Source organism: Pseudomonas sp. MDT1-16, from assembly GCF_054898115.1.
On sequence record NZ_CM142717.1, the window covers coordinates 3,582,340 to 3,601,266 of the forward strand.

The following is an 18,927-nucleotide window of genomic DNA, read 5'->3' on the forward strand; positions in this document are numbered from 1 at the left end:
CTCTCCATTAGTCCTGCAGCCCTTAGCCCATCCTGAATAAGTCCGAAGGTTATCGGTGCTCATAAGTCAGGGTGGACATAAAATTCCGATCAGCCGCTGACGCAGCTATGCTCGCTAGGCATACAAACATAGATCAGCTCCTTTGGCAGACTCCAAGCCAGCCGTAGTGGTGCGCTGCAAGGTGCTCGTGACGCAGCCATCAGGTCAAGAACTGCGTCGGGAGTACTCCCACCCTCATCACTCCATTCGTCGAGGGCGTGTCATGCAAGGAAACATGGACAGTCATTGGACCCACGTCTTCTTCCGGTTCTGGCGTCTGCCTGCCATTTACTATCGCCAGTGGAGCGAATCACGTCGTAAATTCGAGTACGAATCACTGCTGCGCTCGGAGTTGTTCAGCGCCGAACAGATGGCCAGCCATGGAACGCTACTCGCCCAACAGCACCGTATTAGCAGCCGCACGACGAAAGACTCGCTGCTGGCGCGCTTGGCCGACAACGAGACGACGCTAGCCAGTAGCTGCAAGGCGCTCACTGCGGCACCGTTGTCCGCCCGGCGTGCAACACCGGCAGCGGAATGGTTATTGGACAACTATTACCTGGTCGAAGAACAAATCCGCACCGCCAAGTCTCACCTGCCCCGAGGCTACAGCCGTGAGTTGCCGCAATTGGCCGATGGCCCGTCGGCAGGATTGCCACGGGTCTACGACATCGCTCTGGAGACCATTTCACATGGCGACGGCAGGGTCGATGAGGAGAGTCTGAGCCGTTTTGTAGTGTTCTATCAGACGATAACACCACTCACACTCGGCGAATTGTGGGCGATTCCGATCATGCTACGCCTGGCTCTGATCGAGAATCTGCGGCGAGTAGCTTCGCGAGTCATGGCTAACTGGGATGACCGCAACCTGGCCAATGACTGGGCCGATCACTTGATCGAAACCGCCGAGCGCGATGCCAAAAGCGTGGTCCTGACGGTCGCTGACATGGCGCGCTCGGAGCCGCCGATGACCTCATCATTCGTCGCTGAACTGGCGCGACGGCTACAAGGGCAAAGTGCCGCGCTGATACTGCCATTGGCCTGGATCGAGCAGATGCTCAGCGAGTCAGGACTCAACATCGAGCGCCTGGTGCAGGTGGATGCCCAGCAGCAAGCCGCCGATCAGGTGTCCATCAGCAACAGTATCGCCAGCTTGCGTCTGCTGTCGGCCATCGACTGGCAGGAGTTCGTCGAACACCTGAGCCACGTCGAGCAAGTGTTGCGCACAGACCCGGCAGGGATCTACGCGCGTATGGATTTCGCGACCCGAGATCACTATCGGCATGTGGTCGAACGCTTGGCCAGGAATTGTGACCAGGCTGAAAATAGCGTCGCGCAAGCGGCCATCGCCCTGGCCGATACCCGGATAAGGCCTCCGCCCGAGGGTGATGTGGCTGGACATGTGGGTTACTACCTGGTGGGCCCCGGACTCAATCAGCTCGAGCATCGAATCGCCGCTCGAGTGCCCTTGGGCGAGCAATGGCCACGCCTGCTGCTTCGCGTACCGCTGACCTTCTACTTGGGTCTGGTGATGATCCTGTCAACGCTGTTCGCCTGGCCTTTCCTTGAGGCCGTTTATCGCGACGCAAGGCCTGGATACCTGCTGGTATTGCTCGCGATACCCACGCTGCTGATGTCCAGCCGCCTGGCCATCGGGCTGGTCAATTGGCTGATCACTCTCACCCTGCCCCCCAGCTTTGTTCCCCGGCTGGATTACAGCCAGGGTATCGCGCTGCAAGCGCGCACGTTGGTGGTCATTCCCACCCTGATAGCCCATTGCGTGGATGTCGAAGAGTTGGTCGAAGGCCTGGAAGTACGCTTCCTGGCCAATCGGGATGCCAATCTGCACTTCGCCCTGCTCACCGATTTCATGGACGCCCCCACCCAGGAGCTGGAGCAGGATGCGAGCCTGATGTTGCTGGCACGGCGGTTGATTGAAGGGTTAAATCAGAAATACCCCGACCCACACAATGACCGCTTTTTCCTGTTGCATCGACCAAGACGCTGGAACGAGGCCGAGCAGACCTGGATGGGCTATGAGCGCAAACGCGGCAAACTCGCCGAGCTCAATGCCCTGCTGCGAGGCCGGGGCCAGGAGTACTTTTCACTGATCGTGGGCAATATCCAGGCACTGACTGCCGTTCGTTACGTGATCGCCCTCGACACTGATACTCAATTACCGCGTGATGTTGCACAGCGATGCATCGGCGCGATGGAGCACCCGCTCAACCACCCCGTGTTCGACCCGCACAAGGGCCATATCAGCAGCGGTTATGCGATTTTGCAACCGCGAGTGGGCATCAGCCTGCCGAGCACTGCACGCTCTTCCTATGCCCGGCTGTTCGGAAACGATGCAGGCGTCGATCCTTACACCCGCGCTGTTTCGGACGTCTATCAGGATCTTTTCCAGCAAGGTTCATTCATTGGCAAAGGCATCTACGCCGTGGATGCTTTCGAGCACGCCCTGGAAGGATGTTTCCCGGAGAACCGCATCCTGAGCCACGACCTGATCGAGGGTTGTTATGCCCGCTCGGGGTTACTCAGCGACGTGCAACTGTTTGAAGAATACCCCGCCCGTTACAGCGCCGACGTCAAGCGCCGGCATCGCTGGATTCGCGGGGACTGGCAGTTGCTGCCTTGGGTCATGCCCTGGACGCCCAAGGCAGGTGGAGGGCTGGAGCGCAATCGTCTTTGCGCCGTGGCGCGCTGGAAAATTTTTGACAATCTTCGGCGCAGTCTGGAGCCGAGCGCTTTCCTGATAATGTTGCTGTGGGGCTGGCTTGGAGCAATGGAGCCTCGTTCGTGGACCTTCGCGGTGCTTATCCTGGTACTGATCCCACCGCTGTCGAGCGCCTTGCACGAGCTCATGCACAAAACCGTCGACGTTCCGATCGAGCAGCATTTGACCGCGGCCCTGGGCACCTCCAGCCAACACTTTATGCGGGCGGTCCTTCCTCTGGTCTGGTTGCCGTTCGAAGCGTTATACAGCCTGGATGCAATCGGCCGTACGCTGTGGCGCATGCTGATCAGCAAGCGTCGTCTGTTGCAGTGGAACCCTTCACGGGAAGTGGAACGCAGCGACAGCAACACGCTATCCGAGCTGTACCGCACAATGTGGATAGCCCCATTGCTGACGACGGTCCTTTTTGTACTGTTACTACCCACTCCGAACGTGCTCGCCTTGGCCGGACCATTTTTGCTGCTGTGGCTGACGAGCCCGGCTGTCGCTTGGTGGCTCAGCCGGCCTTCCCCCCGGGCGAAGTTCAATCCTTCAGCGCAGGAGCTGCGCTTCCTGCGCTCTCTGGCGCGAAAAACCTGGGCGTTCTTCGATCAATACGTCGGTCCGGCCGACAACTGGCTACCCCCTGACAACATCCAGGAGCAGCCCCACCTTGCCATTGCACACCGTACATCGCCGACCAATATGGGCATGGCGCTGCTGTCCCATCTGGCCGCGCACGATTTTGGCTATCTGAGTGGCGAGCGGCTACTGGAGCGCCTCGATCAGTCCTTGTCCAGTATGGCCGGCCTGGAGAGCTACCGCCGGCACTTCTACAACTGGTATGACACCTTGACGCTCAAGCCCTTGCCACCGCTCTACGTATCGACGGTAGATAGCGGGAATCTGGCAGGGCTGCTATTGACCTTGCGCCCAGGGCTGTTAGACCTGATTGATGCGCCACTGTTTGATCTGCGGGTGGTCAATGGGCTGATCGACACCCTGAATGTGCTGCAAGACACCCTACTCGCCGCGGGCCTGGACGACGCCGAGGTACGAACCCTGCAAGACGAAGCGCTCGGGGCGCAGGCCCGGATTGTTTCGAACCCTGACGACGCCCCCGAGACGCTCCTGACCTTGCTGGAGCGCATGAATGCACCCACTGCCCTCAGCGGCTTGGCGACGGTCGGTGAGGCCGCTTTCTGGCTCAAGGCATTGTGCGCGCAATGTCAGGATCTGCAGGCCGAGCTGCTGCGCTTTAGACTGCCGCCCGCCATCGACAGGACAGAGCCGTTGGCACTCAGCTGGCGCCAATTGGCGCAAATCGATGTCGCTCGCTGGTTGCCGGCTCAGCAGGCTCAAGTGACGTCCGCGCAGCGCCTGGCTGTGCAGCGCATTGCCTCGGTCACCCGCCTGGCCAATCTGGCCGACACCATGGCGAACATGGACTTCACTTTTCTCTATGATTCCCGGCGCAATCTTTTCGCTATTGGCTATAACGCCAGCGAGCACAAGCTGGATACGGGTTACTACGACTTGCTGGCCTCGGAGGCGCGACTGACCAACTATGTGGTTATCGCTCAAGGTCAGTTACCTCAAGAAGGCTGGTTTAGCCTTGGAAGACTGCTCACCAGCAGCGGCGGCATACCCGTGCTGTTGTCATGGACTGGCTCGATGTTCGAGTACCTGATGCCCATGCTGGTAATGCCCAACTACGAAGGTACCCTGCTCGACCAGACCTGCCGCGCGGCGGTCGCCTTGCAGATAGAGTACGGCAATCAGTTGGGCATTCCCTGGGGGGTTTCCGAGTCGGGTTACAACATTCAGGATGCTCACTTCAACTACCAGTATCGCGCATTCGGTGTACCAGGCCTGGGTCTCAAGCGAGGCCTTGGCGAAGACACCGTTGTCGCCCCCTATGCCAGCGCCCTGGCGCTGATGGTGGCCCCCGAGGCCTCGTGCCGGAACCTGCAGCGACTGGCCGCGCTGGGCCTGGCCGGGCGCTACGGCCTGTATGAAGCCGTGGATTTCACCGCGGCGCGCTTGCAACGCGGGCAGCGTTGCGCAGTCGTCTATTCCTTTATGGCGCATCACCAGGGCATGAGCCTGCTCGCGCTGACTTTCCTGCTACTTGACCGTCCGATGCAGCGACGTTTCGAATCCGACCCGCAATTCCAGGCGACCACCCTGCTGTTGCAGGAGCGTGTGCCGAAGACCGCCGCACAGTACCTGCACGCCGCGAGCGCGCCGGCTGCGGACCGGGCATCACGAATACATGAAACCAAGCTGCGAGTCTTTTCCGATCCTGACCGCAAACGCCCTGCGGTGCAGTTGCTCTCCAACGGCCGCTACCATGTGATGGTCAGCAGTGCCGGCTCAGGTTACAGCCGCAGCAACGAGATTGCTGTCACCCGTTGGCATGAAGACTTCACCTGCGACAACTGGGGTATGTTTTGTTACCTGCGCGATGTTGCAAGCGGCACGTTCTGGTCCGCTGCGCACCAACCGACGTTGCGCCATTCGGAAAGCTACGAAGCCATCTTCACTGATGCCCGTGCCGAATTCCGTGTGCGTGAGCAAGACTTCGACACGCATACCGAAATCGTCGTATCACCGGAGGACGACATCGAGTTGCGCCGCTTGCACATCACCAACCGCGCGCAAGCGCGCCGCAGTATTGAACTCACCAGCTACGCCGAGGTAGTGCTGGCTTCGGCCATCAGCGATGCGATGCACCCAGCCTTTAGCAATCTGTTCGTGCAGACCGAGCTGTTGCACCCGCTGCAGGCAATCATCTGCACGCGTCGGCCACGCTCCAGCCAGGAAACAGTGCCCTGGATGTGTCATTTGCTGGCAGCGCATGGTGTACATGTCGATGCGCTCTCCTACGAGACCGACCGTGCGCGCTTTATCGGCCGTGGGCGCAGTGTCGTGGCCCCGGCGGCAATGGACGATGAGGTCGAACATTTATCAGGAACCGCCGGCCCGGTACTTGATCCGATTGTAGCGATACGTTGTCGCATCACCCTGGACCCCGGTCAGACGGCGACCATCGACCTGGTGACCGGCCTTGCCGACAGCCGTGACAACTGCCTGCACCTGATCGACAAGTACCGCGACCGTCATCTGGCCGATCGCGTCTTTGACTTGGCCTGGACCCATAGCCAGGTGCTGCTGCGCCAGCTCAACGCTTCATTGAGCGACGCCCGTCTGTTCGAGCAAATGGCCGCGTCGATCATCTACGCCAACGCTGCATTACGGGCCGAGAGCAGCGTACTGGTGGCCAACCGGCGTAACCAGTCCAGCCTCTGGGGTCAAGCGATATCGGGTGACTTGCCCATCGTGCTGCTGCAGATCAGCGATCTGGCTAACATCGAGTTTGTGCAGCAGGTGGTCAAAGCTCATGCCTATTGGCGTCAGAAGGGCCTGTCGGTCGATCTGGTGATCTGGAACGAGGATCAGGCCGGCTATCGCCAGCAACTGCAAGACCTGATTATGGGACTGGTTACCTCGGGCAGTGAAGCGAGCCTGGTCGACCGTCCTGGCGGGATTTTTGTGCGCCAGGCACAACAGTTGTCGGGCGAGGACCGGACACTGATGCTATCGGTGGCCCGCCTGGTACTCAATGACGGCCACGGCAGCCTGGCCGATCAGGTCCATCGGCGCCGCGCGGACCCTCTGCTCCCCAGGCTCGAACCGAGTCTTGTACGAGTGGAACAACCACCTGTGGTTTGTGCCGCACAAACCGACCCTGCCTTGATATTGAGCAATCCCTACGGTGGCTTCAGCCCGGACGGTAATGAATACGTAGTGACCCTGCGACCAGGCCAACCCACACCCGCGCCTTGGGCCAATGTGCTGGCCAATGCGCACTTCGGCACGGTGATTTCCGAAAGCGGCGCCGCTTACACCTGGAGCGAGAATGCTCACGAATATCGTCTCACCCCTTGGCATAACGACCCAATCTCTGACCCCAGCGGTGAGGCGTTGTACCTGCGCGACGAAGATACCGGCCACTTCTGGTCGCCGACCCCACAACCCTGCCCAGGTAGTGGCCTTTACCGTACTCGCCATGGTTTCGGCTACAGCGTATTCGAGTATGAAGAGGACGGCATCCATACCGAGTTGTGGGTCTATGTGGCGCTGGATGCACCGATCAAATTCTCGCGCCTGAAAATTCGCAATACCAGCGGCCGGCCACGACGTTTGTCGGCAACGTGCTATGTGGAGTGGGTACTGGGGGATTTGCGGAGCAAGTCGGCCATGCATGTGGTCACGGAGGTGGACCCATTCAGTGGCGCGCTATTCGCGCGCAACGCCTTTTCGATCGAGTTCTCCGGGCGCATCGCCTTTCTCGACACGGACTCGACGGGGCGCAGTTTTAGCGGTGATCGTGCCGAATTTATGGGTCGCAACGGAACCCTGCAAACGCCTGCAGCACTGTCTCGTGCCCGACTGTCCGGACGGTGTGGTGGTGGTTTCGACCCGTGCGCAGCGATGCAGGTCGCACTGGAACTGGCGGACGGCGAAAGCCAGGACGTGGTGTTCCGTCTCGGCGCCGGGCAGGACGCCAAATCAGCCACCCACCTGGTGCAAAAGTACCGCGGCGCCAAGGCCACGGCAGGTGAACTGGACGCTGTGCGCTTGCATTGGCGCACGACCTTGGGGGCCATACAAATTCAGACGCCCGATCCAGCCATCGATGTGCTCGTCAACGGCTGGCTGATGTATCAGGTCATCGCGTGCCGCTTCTGGGCGCGTAGCGGCTATTACCAATCCGGCGGAGCCATTGGCTTTCGTGATCAATTGCAGGACAGCATGGCAATGATCCATGCCGACCCGGCTGCCGCGCGCCGCCACCTGCTGCTCTGCGCCGCGCATCAGTACCCCGAAGGCGACGTACAACACTGGTGGCATCCACCGCAAAGTCGGGGTGTGCGAACGGGCTGTTCCGACGACTTTCTTTGGTTACCCCTGGCAACCAGCCGCTACGTGTCCATCACCGGTGATCGTAGTGTACTGAGCGAAGTGGTGGGTTATATCGAGGGACGCGCACTGAATGCTGGCGAAGACTCCTACTACGATCTGCCCGGCACTTCGCAACTCCAGGAAAGCCTCTACCAACATTGCGTGCGCGCCATTGAGCATGGCCTCAAGCGCGGATCCCATGGGCTGCCGTTGATGGGGGGCGGGGACTGGAATGACGGAATGAATCGAGTTGGCGAGCAAGGCCTTGGTGAGAGCGTCTGGCTTGGCTTCTTCGGCTACGAGGTGCTGCTGCAATTCGCCAGTACTGCGCAGCTGGAAGGCGATAGGGTCTTCGCCCAGCGTTGTACCGACCAGGCGGCAACCTTGCGTGTGAGCCTGGAAAATCACGGTTGGGATGGCGCTTGGTACCGCCGCGCTTACTTCGACGACGGCCAGGTATTGGGCTCTGCGAGTAACGAGGAATGTCGTATCGACTCCATAGCGCAAAGCTGGTCGGTGCTCAGCGGGGCTGCATCGCAGGTACGGCGCCGAACGGCCATGGATTCACTGGATCTGCACTTGGTCCGGCGCGATACCGGCGTGGTGTTATTACTGGACCCGCCGTTCGACAAGGGTGCACTGGATCCCGGCTACATCAAAGGCTACGTCCCTGGTGTACGCGAAAACGGTGGCCAATACACGCACGCTGCTGTCTGGGCAAGTATGGCCTTCGCCCGTCTCGGCGACAGCCACAAGGCGTGGGAGCTGCTGCGCATGATCAATCCCGTCAGCCGTCGCAGCGCTGCACAAATCGAAACGTACAAGGTTGAGCCTTACGTGATGGCCGCCGACGTCTACGGGGTTGCGCCCCACACAGGACGCGGCGGATGGACCTGGTACACCGGATCGGCGGGCTGGATGTATCGCCTGATCGTCGAATCACTGCTGGGGCTGACACGCTGCGCCAACTCGCTGCGCATTGAACCGGTGCTGCCAGCCGATTGGCCGGGTTTCACCCTCCACTATTGGTTCGGCGCAACCCTCTACCACATCGAGGTGCGCCAAAACGAAGACGCAACACACACCCTCAGTCTGGATGGCAAGCTACTCAACGATGCGACGTTAGGATTGCTGGACGATGGGATAGAACACCGTATTTTGGTGACCTGCCCGAAATCTGCGGCAGTTAATGAGGGGCGCGTCACATCAACTTCTTAACGACCGTTGTAACAGGGGTTCTGAGCGTAGCGCACAGAGCCCCTGCTTTGGACTAGTCTGAGGGACAAAGTCATTCTCTGAACGGTGGCGTTATATGTTCGATGCATTTAGGTCACGACAGAACTATCGACTTGCCGCACTCCCTGTTATGGCACCGGAGTGATCTACCCCAAATCGAACAGGTCAAATGTATAGTGTCGGACACCCGATAATCAGAATTCATCTTCGGCAAGATTAAAGGTGGTCATAGTGCCGTTTTTGACTTTATACAGCGTCAGCGTGAGGTGACTGTATTGCGTACCTCGAGAAGTCTTTTTTTCTTCAAGCGTGAACTGTTCAGAGCGTGACAGACTGCCGGAAACTAGATCCCTATAGCGCACATCATAACCACCAGGTGTAACTGCTTTGACCGTAAAGCGTCCGTGTGCAGGAATGAACACGAAGCGGGCCGGCTTGTCGTGATTTCCGTCTAGGGATACTAGCTTTACAAAGACGTCCGAATTGTTCTTGCCGTTGTCGATGGTGACGGTCGAATGCCCCTTAGCGTTGGTTTGAGGGAACCCCTTCAAATAAGAGGCCAATCTCGGCCAAGGTTGCCCGTTTGGTGCTTTCGGTGGCCTGACCCAGGCTTGTTTGACGACCGGAGTGCCAGCGTTCGTCGAGTACGCCTGAGCCACAGGTTGGCGCGTTGAGCTTGTCCCCGCCGCATTCGGAGAAGGTATCCCGGCGGTTGAAGTCTGCTTGCCGTGGTCGACATTCGCCATAGCTTCAGCTACGTATAGCGTAGGGCCTCGCGGCGGAGCATAAGTGTTCGTCTGCGCGTTCAGTATCACTGAGGAGATGCCAGCGGCAATTACAGCGACTACCCCTAATTGCACAAAAAACCGACGCTGCGTGAGTTTCCACGCGTTCCTAAGGCGGACACTACTGCCGCTGGGCGCGTCTAAAAACGCTTCAATGTGTGCGCGTAACTTGGCCCCTTCGTCATCGACGTAACTACCGTCGGACTTTTTCTTGCGAGGAATTTTTTGCGCCAAGCTAAGCGCATCCAAGGCAACTGCGCGCGCCATATCGGGGCGGCCTGTGGCGGCGAAAAAACGGGCCTGATGGGCAGCCAATCGCGCGTTAGGCAACACCGGTCGCTTGCCTCCGAGCATATTGACCCATAGGGCCTGGATGGAATAGATCGGGCCCCACGGAAAACCCCACCACCCCAAGGCCCAGGTAATCGCGGTGGCCTGAAGTGCCTTTTTTTCGGCACAAGGGCTGCAAAAAACCCCTTGGGTCATTGAGCGTACTGTGAAAACCAGGAAGCTCTTGGCTTTTAAGAAAATCACGTAACGAGGCTGGGCAGAGACTTTGCCGCAACATGAGCAGACGATTGGCTTGGGCGCCTCGAAAGCTTCGGCGCAGACCTCCTCGGCTGCGTCGACCGACATCGTGTCATATTCGGCTCGAGACTCTGGTTCGGAGAGTACGGCGTAGGCTTCATTGAGGTGCTGAAATTGGCTGGTCGCGCCTGCTGACGCGCTCCGATCAGGATGTAGTTCCATTGCCCGACGACGATAGGCGGCTTTGATCAACGCGCCATCAGCGTCGTTATCTACCCTGAGAATGGCATAGTAGCCTTTCGGATCTCTACTCCCCATAGCTCTCGTCCCTATCTTATTCTCATGCTGCTTGCGTGCCTGATCTAACCATCTATTGCGTTCGGCTAAAATCTCAGCCTTTCGAGTGGTAACGTTTTTCAACGTTTACAAGGTTTCGGACTTCGCTTGCAACAACAGAACAGGCTAACTCTAGGGCAATACGCCACTATTCAGAATAGCAAATTCTATTCCCGTGCCATAAGCCCAATTCTGCGCAGTCTGCCAATGAGGAAGTGGCGCACACGCTTAGCGGTGGACATCCCTGTCTGACCTTCGCACCAACTACGCGATTGACCCAGCGAGCCCTTCGGGCTTGAGTAGGATCAAGGCAACCCGTGGTCATAACGTCACGACAGTGCCAGTCGTAAACCTCGGCTCAGATGGCGACTATCGTATGAAGTTCAACAGCCAGTTCTACCGAACCCACCGAGTCATCCGGCATGCCTTAGCCAACTAGACGAGGCTTGGCTTCCTTGACCTTTCGCAGGGATTCATCGACTCGATACTGACCGGGCGTCATGCCGAACCAGCGAATGCAAGCTTTGTGGAAACTGCTGTGGTCGTGGAACCCGAGCAGGTGAGTCACGTGCTTCATATTGAAATGGGAATGACGCAGGTAGAAGTCGGCCAACTGCCGACGCACGTCGTTCAGCACGTCCTTGAACTGGGCGCCATCCTTCTCGAGTGCTCGTTGCAACGTTCGCTTGCTGATGTTCAGCGCGGAGGCTATCGATTCCATATCACACTGCCCTTGCCCCTGACTCAGGCGCTCGGTGATCAGCCCACGAATTCTGCATACAATGGTGAAACCGTACAATAGGTCCAGCTGAGCTTCGGCAAAACTGTCATGGAGTACAGCCAACGCCTCGTTGGCCATGCTCAACGGACGCAGAAGCTCTTGGCCATCGAACAGGATGCTGTCATAGGCCGCACCGAAACGCAGCTCACAGCCAAACAACCGCTGATGCTCCGAGATGTCTTCAGGTTCGGGATAGGTGAACTCCACGCTTAACGGTTGCGGCAACTTGCCACCGGCCAGCCAACCACAGAATCCCAGCAGCGACGCGAGTCCGGCGTCGGTGTACTGCCGTGGCTTGACCGAGTCGCACTGGTGATCCAGCCCGGCCAGTCGATAATTCTGCTCTTCTTGACCCAAAAACAGGCTAAGTCCAGAGCTAATCAACGGGCTGAAACGCACGAGGCGTTCCAGCGCCCGCTTCAGATTCAAGCTGGACATCATCGTGTACCCTACAATCTGGAAGTTACCCGGGTGTACATGCCCGTAGGCTTTCAGACCAATATTCGAATCGCCAGACGCCTGCGCCGCCAATTCCCACAGACGGTAAATAACACTTCGTTTGTAGAAGGCTTGCTGCTGACTCAGCAGCATCATATCCAGCCCGGCTTCCCGGGATAAATTGATCACATCCAAACCTTGAGCCGAGAGCGTATTCACCAACACACTGGTATAGCCTGTACCCACTCTATACATGACAACCTCAAAGACCTGTTGAACCAAGCATCCTTTAGTGAGCCATTGCGAATTCGCTCTGAAATTCATACTAACGGCCATTCATTACAGGGTCGTTATGCATGCTATTAAAGACAATCCACGGCGAGCGTAGCCCCCGAGATCTTGCTGGCGTCTTCAAAGAAACGGGTGTAGCTCATTGGTTCAAAGCGGGGCACGGGTTCGCATGAAGCGAACGACACTCCTGCTACCGATTGGTCGTCCATGGTCGCGAACCGAACTTCCGGGCTGGGACAATGGCAGCCTGTCCTGACAGGCAGCAATCGGCCACAAGCAGTCAACCGTTTCACAACGTTGCATTCTCCTCAATGAGCTAGATATACATCCCGGTCCCGGTATGATTTTCCTCATAAGGCCATTGGCCTCTACGAATAAGCTACCATAGCTTAACCGTGTTTTTTCAGGAGAAGATTATGCATCGATTGGTGAAACCGTCGGATTATGTTCTTCAGACTGTGATGGACAAAATGGTTTACATTCTTCCTTGGGAACGACGACATTGTCCGGGAAATCCAACGGATGAACCCGAGCAAGGCGCTCTGCTCTATAACAAATACATCCTGAATTTCTTAAATGGTGTAACACCGCGAGCACCAAGCGAACGAATAATTGAAATTGCGCAATGGTGTCTGGCGTTAGCCGGAGAGCCTGCGAGGGCGTTGGCAGATGATTTGTCTGCGGCCTACCTGAGTCGATACAGCTTTGTGCTCGCTGACATTTCAAAATACGATGATGAATCGAAAGAATTCCGGGGGCACTTGGCGCTCTGTTCTGACGAAATTAAAAAACTGCCACCGAATCTCGTGATGGCTTTGCGGGCTCGAGCTGCAGGCCTTTTGTTACGCTGACGCCTGGGACAGTGGGATGATCCCTTTTCAACAGAGGATCCTCCGCCTTCTTGTGTCATTCATAGAAATGACGAGGTGAGAAATGAAAGCTGTCGTATTTCATGGCGTGGGCGACATTAGGTTGGATGAAGATTCTTTGACCATTCGCAAAAGCGGTCATACGTAAATCAGTGGGTGTTGCTCTGAGACCTAAAGCTCTGGAAATCCGATAACGGAAAGGGCTCTCGTAGGGCCCTTTGCTTGTACCCAAACCAAATCACTTGGTCAGCCAAGACTCGACAGTGTCGGAGCCGTATTTCGCTTTCCACTCTTTCAGAGTTTTGTGGTTGCCGCCTTTGGTTTCGACGACTTCGCCAGATTCCGGGTTTTTGTAGACCTTCACCTGACGTGGCTTGCGCGTGGCAGATTGCGACTGGGCAGCTGGAGCACGACGACCGGCCTGTGGATCAAGCAACTTAACGACGTCTTTCAAGCTGTAGCCGTACTTGGCAAGCAGGGCGCGGAGCTTGGTTTCGAATTCGATTTCCTGCTTGAGCCCGGCATCCCCCTTCAGTGCTTCGAGCGCTTGGAGCTGTTCGGCAAGGTGTTTTTCAAGTTGACGGAATTCGGCGAGCTTGGACATGGAAAACCTCTTTGTGATTAGTCTCCTAACGTTACACCAAAAACTCCGATTTGCCTGAAGTAAGCGTGTTTACTTTGCTCATTAAGTCGCATCAATTACAGGATTTGCACTTGCGCAAACGTCGATCAATCAACGTTTGACGACGAGAGAAGGTTCGTAAAATCACAACGGACATTAGGTGCGATGGCGCGGCCTCTGAAACTGGTGCGGAACGGAACTGAGCGCCAAGGTGTCATTTGTATTAGGCACCTAGGTGTCACACATCCCGTTGAGATAGAGAGGTCGTTTTTATGAACAATATCATCTACATCGTTGGGGCCGTTGTCATCGTCCTGGTTATCCTGTCGTTTGTCGGTCTTGTATAGACTGCCAGCTTAGAATCGTTTTGTGACCGGATGCGGTCTAGTACGAACCAAGCCACGGCACTTGAAATAACAAGGCATTTCCGACATGTAGGCAACAATCCCTAACGATAGCTACTTTGTCGTCAAAGGGCCGCTGTGGCGTTGCAGCAACCTCCCAACTGCAGATGCCCGGCAGCGTCTCGTCGACGAATTCATGGACGCGCGATGTGAGGTAAAGGCAGCGAAACCCCTGGCAACGCTACGCAGTTAAAGGCAGCCAGAGCATGCGTTCAAACGGCCAAGGTGCGCTTGGGGAGCGCGGGCCAGTTAGGTGGGACGACGGTTGCCAAGACTTCAACAGGTGCCGAGTGGTACCGCTCCTTGACCAACGAAATCTCCACAGGCATTGTCCCTCCTGAGTTGACAGTCAAACCGTTTTCACCCTATTTTTCCCCTTCTCGTAGATCATTAATCTGAGCCCATGTTGAACGACGCCTTTAACCCACTTCGATAAAGGATTTCACCATGAGCAACGCCCCTTACACCGCCCGAACAAAGACGACGCTATAGTCCTGATGATCGACCATCAGACCGGTCTGATCTCGCTGGTGCAGGACTTCGAACTGCCGACCATTCTCATCACCAGTTTCGAACAACGCAACCTGATGAACAGCGACTCGGTATTAGCAGCGCGCCCAGCTTAATTCGGCTTTGCAATTCCGAAAGCGCATGCAACAAAGCGCCCTCGAAGGACCCTTTTGTACTCAAACCAACATCACTGGACAGCCGAAACTCTACGTTGACGGAGCTGCCATGCGTACCGACGCCAAACATACGGTTAGTTCAACCAGCCCGCCAAGTCGCAGGCGGTCAGTCACGCGAACTTGATGGCACCGCCCTGAATGTCGTCGCGCGCCAATCGCAGGTCATCGGCGTCCTGATTGAGCCGGTGAACCAGGTTGAGCAAACGTTGCCGCAACACCTCGTCCGTAAGCTGCTCAGTTGCACGCATAACATCCAGCGCCGCGTGCTCATTGTTGGTCGCGACGGAGTCGAGCAGTTTGCGCATGCTTCTTGATGGCCGATTCATCTCTAGTACCTCGGATTCCAGTGAGGCGAATCATACGGCCAGATTATTTCGCCAATGTTTCAACTGCGAGGGCTGGCTCTGCGCCGCAGACACCGGCTGAGTTGTTGTTGGAAACCCTAAACCATTGGATCTAGCTAACGGTTTCAAAGCGATCAGCAGGGTAAATATGGTTTCCACATTGCGTTCAGGCCCGGACATCAGCGGGGTCACGTCCGCGCAGCGGCCCTAGATCATCGGCGAGCCACTGACCACACGCAGTGCCAATCCTTCATAGGCATCCAGCGTGATGGTGAATTCGCCCTCAGGCGTGAGATCGCCTTCGACCCGCTCATTGATAATGTCGACCACCGGCTCCCGCGTAGACCATGATCAGCACCCCGAGTGCTGGACATCCGGAATCAGGATTTGGCGACTGGCCGCGATATCGTAGGAGCGGCGAACAGCAAGGATTTTCTTCAGCTGCGAAGCAAACGAATCCGGGTCTTTCAACAGCCTTGACGGCCCGTCAGGAGAGAAAGACTGCAGCAAAGGAATTTTATACCGTGGCGCTGGAACTCCACTTTTCTCTGGACGAAAAAAATGGACCTCTTTTCAGAGATCCATTTTTTAATGCTTGGAGCGGGAAACGAGACTCGAACTCGCGACCCCGACCTTGGCAAGGTCGTGCTCTACCAACTGAGCTATTCCCGCGTCTTGGTGTGGCGCATTCTATAGAATCCAGAAGCCTCGTCAACACCTTGATTCAAAAAAGTTTATTTCTTTTCCACATCGGTCTTCAGGTGCGGCCAGGCAGCCCGCAAGTATTGGACCATGGACCACAACGTCAGGCCCGCGGATATCAGCAACAAGACGTACCCCACCAACACCCAGAACGTGAAATCCGACGGATTCGCCAGCAGAATCACCAAGGCCAGCATTTGCGCGGCGGTTTTCCATTTACCCAGGTTCGACACGGCGACGTGAGCGCGGGCGCCGAGTTCGGCCATCCATTCGCGAAGTGCCGAGACGACTATCTCGCGACCGATGATCACAGCGGCCGGCAGCGTGAGCCACAGATTGCCATGTTCTTGTACCAGCAATACCAGCGCAACAGCGACCATCAGTTTGTCAGCAACGGGATCTAGAAAAGCCCCGAACGGCGTGCTTTGTTCCAGTCGGCGGGCCAGATACCCATCGAGCCAGTCTGTGGCGGCAGCAAATGCGAAGACCGAGGCGGACGCCAGGTAGCTCCATTGATAAGGCAGGTAGAACAGTAATATGAAGATCGGAATGAGCAGGACGCGTAGTACGGTAATCAGATTAGGGATATTCATCGGCACAACTGGCTACGAGGTGAGGGGGCATTCTACTCGCTGTGCAGATTTGCATAAATCAACTCTGCGAGCTTTTTACTGATCCCGGGGGATTTGGCGATTTCTTCGATGCTGGCACGAGACAGCTCCTGCAATCCACCAAAATGTTTTAACAAATCGCGGCGACGGGTCGGTCCGACACCGGCGACGCCCTCAAGTGTAGACGTTCGACGGGTTTTCCCACGACGTGCGCGGTGCCCGGTAATCGCGAAACGGTGAGCTTCGTCGCGTATCTGCTGGATCAAATGCAGTGCGGGAGAATCGCCGCGCAAGGTAAACTCGTGGGCAGCATCGTTCAGGTACAGGGTTTCGAAACCGGCCTTGCGCGTGGCGCCCTTGGCCACGCCCAGCAGAATCAGGTCAGGCACCGCCAGCTCATTGAGCACGTCGCGGGCCATGGACAACTGCCCCTTGCCACCGTCTACCAGCAGAATATCCGGTAGTTTGCCCTCCCCGTCCTTCAGTTTGCTGAAGCGTCGAGTCAGGGCCTGATGCATCGCAGCGTAGTCATCGCCTGGGGTGACGCCTTCAATGTTGTAGCGACGATAGTCGGACTTGATCGGACCTTCGGGGCCGAACACCACGCAGGATGCCACGGTCGCTTCGCCGCTGGAGTGACTGATGTCGTAACACTCCAGACGCTGTGGTGGCTCGTCCAGGTTCAGCACTTCTGCCAGCGCATCGAAACGTGCGGCAACGTGCTGACGATTGGCCAGGCGTGCACCCAGCGCCTGTTCGGCATTGGTGACCGCCAACTGCTGCCAGCGTGCTCGCGTGCCACGAACCCGATGACTGATGGTCAATTCGCGACCGCGCAACTCTTCGATGGCCGCGATCAGGGTCGGGAAGTCTTCGTGAACCACGTTGACGATCAGTTCGCTCGGCAAGTCGCGTTCTGGACTGGTGATGAAATACTGGCCGAGAAACGCCGCCATGACCTCGGAAACGTCTTCGTCAATACCCACCTGCGGGAAGAAGTTCTTGCTCCCCAGCACCCGCCCGCCGCGCACACTGATCAAATGAACGCAGGCACCACCCGGATTGACAAACGCCGCGATCACATCGACATCGCCGGTCCCGCCTTCCATGCTCTGCTGGTCCTGAACCCGGCGCAGTAATGAAATCTGATCCCGCAACTCAGCCGCACGCTCAAACTCGAGGTTGATCGCCGCCTCTTCCATTCCTGCGGACAACTCATCCGTCAGTGCATTACTGCGCCCCTCAAGGAACATCACCGAGTGCCGCACATCTTCGGCATACACCTCGGGCTCCACCAACCCGACACAGGGCGCCTTGCAGCGTTTGATCTGGTATTGCAGGCAAGGACGCGTGCGGTTCTTGTAATAGCTGTCTTCGCACTGGCGAACGAAAAACGTCTTCTGCAGCAGGCTCAGGCTTTCACGAATCGCACCGGCGCTGGGATAAGGACCGAAATATTTGCCCTTGGCCTTTTTCGCGCCGCGATGGATGCTCAAGCGTGGAAACTGGCCGTCCGAGAGAAAGACGTAAGGGTAGGATTTGTCGTCACGCAGCAGGATGTTGTAGGGCGGACGCCACTCCTTGATCAGCGTCTGCTCAAGCAACAAGGCTTCGGTTTCATTGGCCGTAATCGTCGTTTCGACCTGAGCGATACGTGCCACCAGCGCAGCCGTCTTGGGCGCAAGACCGGATTTGCGGAAGTAACTCGACAGACGACTCTTGAGGTTCTTGGCCTTACCGACGTAGAGCAGGCGTGCCTCGCTGTCGAACATGCGATACACACCGGGACGCCCACTGACTGTCGACAGAAAGGCGCTGGGATCGAAGGCTTCAGTCATGTTCAGAGGCTAGCATCAACCATGCCGTGACGAACCGCCAACAGCGTCAACTCGACATCGCTGCTGATCGAAAGCTTTTCGAAAATGCGGTAACGGTAGGTATTCACTGTTTTTGGTGACAGGCAGAGCTTGTCGGAAATGATCTGGACTTTCTGACAGCCGACAATCATCAACGCGATCTGGATTTCCCGCTCCGACAAGGCGTCGAAAGGCGAATCATTGGTCGGCTGGAAGGATTTGATCGCCAGCTGCTGTGCAATCTGCGGACTGATGTAGCGTTGCCCGGCGAATACCAGGCGGATGGCCTGGACCATTTCCGGCAGCCCGGCACCCTTGGTCAGATAACCCGCGGCACCCGCCTGCAACAACCTTGTAGGAAACGGATCTTCTTCACACACGGTGACTGCGACGACTTTGATATCCGGATGGCTGCGCAATAGTTTGCGCGTGGCTTCAAGACCACCGATACCGGGCATCTTGACGTCCATCAGCACCACATCGGGTTTCAACTCACGCGCCTTGAGCAAGGATTCTTCCCCTGACTCAGCCTGGCCGACTACTTGCAGGCCATCGATGTCAGCCAGCATTCGTGTAATGCCTGTACGAACGAGATCATGGTCATCGACTACTAGCACCCTAATCAAGCAGACACCTCGCGATATGGTCTTATTGGGTTGCCGACACCTTAGCAAAAAGCGACTGGCAGACCTAGCGGCAAGCGTCATATAAA

10 protein-coding genes, 1 tRNA gene and 2 pseudogenes are annotated in these 18,927 nt (G+C 57.0%); 4 read left to right on the top strand and 9 right to left on the bottom strand.

Annotated features, from left to right (window positions below; genetic code table 11):
* Positions 1 to 274: 274 nt before the first annotated feature.
* On the top strand, positions 275 to 8,944 hold the full coding sequence (locus tag ACYZT3_RS16390) for a GH36-type glycosyl hydrolase domain-containing protein (protein WP_462030298.1): 8,670 nt from the start codon (positions 275 to 277) through the stop codon (positions 8,942 to 8,944).
* Positions 8,945 to 9,156: 212 nt separating this feature from the next.
* On the opposite strand, the gene ACYZT3_RS16395 is transcribed toward ACYZT3_RS16390, so the two are convergent.
* Both ACYZT3_RS16395 and ACYZT3_RS16400 read right to left on the bottom strand, forming a co-directional pair.
* On the bottom strand, positions 9,157 to 10,695 hold the full coding sequence (locus ACYZT3_RS16395) for a J domain-containing protein (protein WP_462030299.1): 1,539 nt from the start codon (positions 10,693 to 10,695) through the stop codon (positions 9,157 to 9,159).
* A 343-nt stretch (positions 10,696 to 11,038) separates the two neighbouring features.
* Positions 11,039 to 12,085, bottom strand: coding sequence for an AraC family transcriptional regulator (locus ACYZT3_RS16400; protein ID WP_462030300.1), 1,047 nt, complete (start codon positions 12,083 to 12,085; stop codon positions 11,039 to 11,041).
* Between the two features lie 452 nt (positions 12,086 to 12,537).
* Between ACYZT3_RS16400 and ACYZT3_RS16405 the strand changes: the two genes are divergently transcribed.
* Positions 12,538 to 12,972, top strand: a complete 435-nt coding sequence (locus tag ACYZT3_RS16405) for a hypothetical protein (protein WP_462030301.1) — start codon at positions 12,538 to 12,540, stop codon at positions 12,970 to 12,972.
* Positions 12,973 to 13,228: 256 nt separating this feature from the next.
* On the opposite strand, the gene ACYZT3_RS16410 is transcribed toward ACYZT3_RS16405, so the two are convergent.
* Complete coding sequence (locus ACYZT3_RS16410) at positions 13,229 to 13,594, bottom strand: histone-like nucleoid-structuring protein, MvaT/MvaU family (RefSeq protein ID WP_282375904.1); 366 nt, start codon at positions 13,592 to 13,594, stop codon at positions 13,229 to 13,231.
* Positions 13,595 to 14,056: 462 nt separating this feature from the next.
* On the opposite strand from ACYZT3_RS16410, the pseudogene ACYZT3_RS16415 reads away from it, so the two are divergent.
* Both ACYZT3_RS16415 and ACYZT3_RS16420 read left to right on the top strand, forming a co-directional pair.
* Positions 14,057 to 14,357, top strand: a pseudogene (locus ACYZT3_RS16415) (hypothetical protein).
* 106 nt (positions 14,358 to 14,463) lie between these two features.
* Positions 14,464 to 14,594 (top strand): annotated as a pseudogene (locus tag ACYZT3_RS16420) (hydrolase); the annotation flags it as partial.
* A 218-nt stretch (positions 14,595 to 14,812) separates the two neighbouring features.
* Here the strand turns inward: ACYZT3_RS16420 and ACYZT3_RS16425 are convergent.
* The 6 genes from ACYZT3_RS16425 to gacA all read right to left on the bottom strand — a co-directional run bounded on the left by ACYZT3_RS16425 (position 14,813) and on the right by gacA (position 18,841).
* Positions 14,813 to 15,028, bottom strand: coding sequence for a hypothetical protein (locus ACYZT3_RS16425; protein WP_462030302.1), 216 nt, complete (start codon positions 15,026 to 15,028; stop codon positions 14,813 to 14,815).
* A 225-nt stretch (positions 15,029 to 15,253) separates the two neighbouring features.
* Positions 15,254 to 15,376 carry a hypothetical protein gene (locus ACYZT3_RS16430; RefSeq protein ID WP_462030303.1) on the bottom strand — a complete coding sequence of 41 codons (123 nt, stop codon included), beginning with the start codon at positions 15,374 to 15,376 and terminating at the stop codon, positions 15,254 to 15,256.
* A 266-nt stretch (positions 15,377 to 15,642) separates the two neighbouring features.
* Positions 15,643 to 15,718, bottom strand: a tRNA-Gly gene (locus ACYZT3_RS16435).
* Between the two features lie 62 nt (positions 15,719 to 15,780).
* Positions 15,781 to 16,341, bottom strand: coding sequence for a CDP-diacylglycerol--glycerol-3-phosphate 3-phosphatidyltransferase (pgsA, locus tag ACYZT3_RS16440; protein ID WP_282375906.1), 561 nt, complete (start codon positions 16,339 to 16,341; stop codon positions 15,781 to 15,783).
* Between the two features lie 32 nt (positions 16,342 to 16,373).
* Positions 16,374 to 18,197 (bottom strand): excinuclease ABC subunit UvrC, encoded by a 1,824-nt coding sequence (gene uvrC / locus ACYZT3_RS16445; RefSeq protein WP_282375907.1) that lies wholly within the window; start codon positions 18,195 to 18,197, stop codon positions 16,374 to 16,376.
* Positions 18,198 to 18,199: 2 nt separating this feature from the next.
* Positions 18,200 to 18,841, bottom strand: coding sequence for a response regulator transcription factor GacA (gene gacA, locus ACYZT3_RS16450; protein WP_008015884.1), 642 nt, complete (start codon positions 18,839 to 18,841; stop codon positions 18,200 to 18,202).
* Between the last annotated feature and the right edge of the window lie 86 nt (positions 18,842 to 18,927).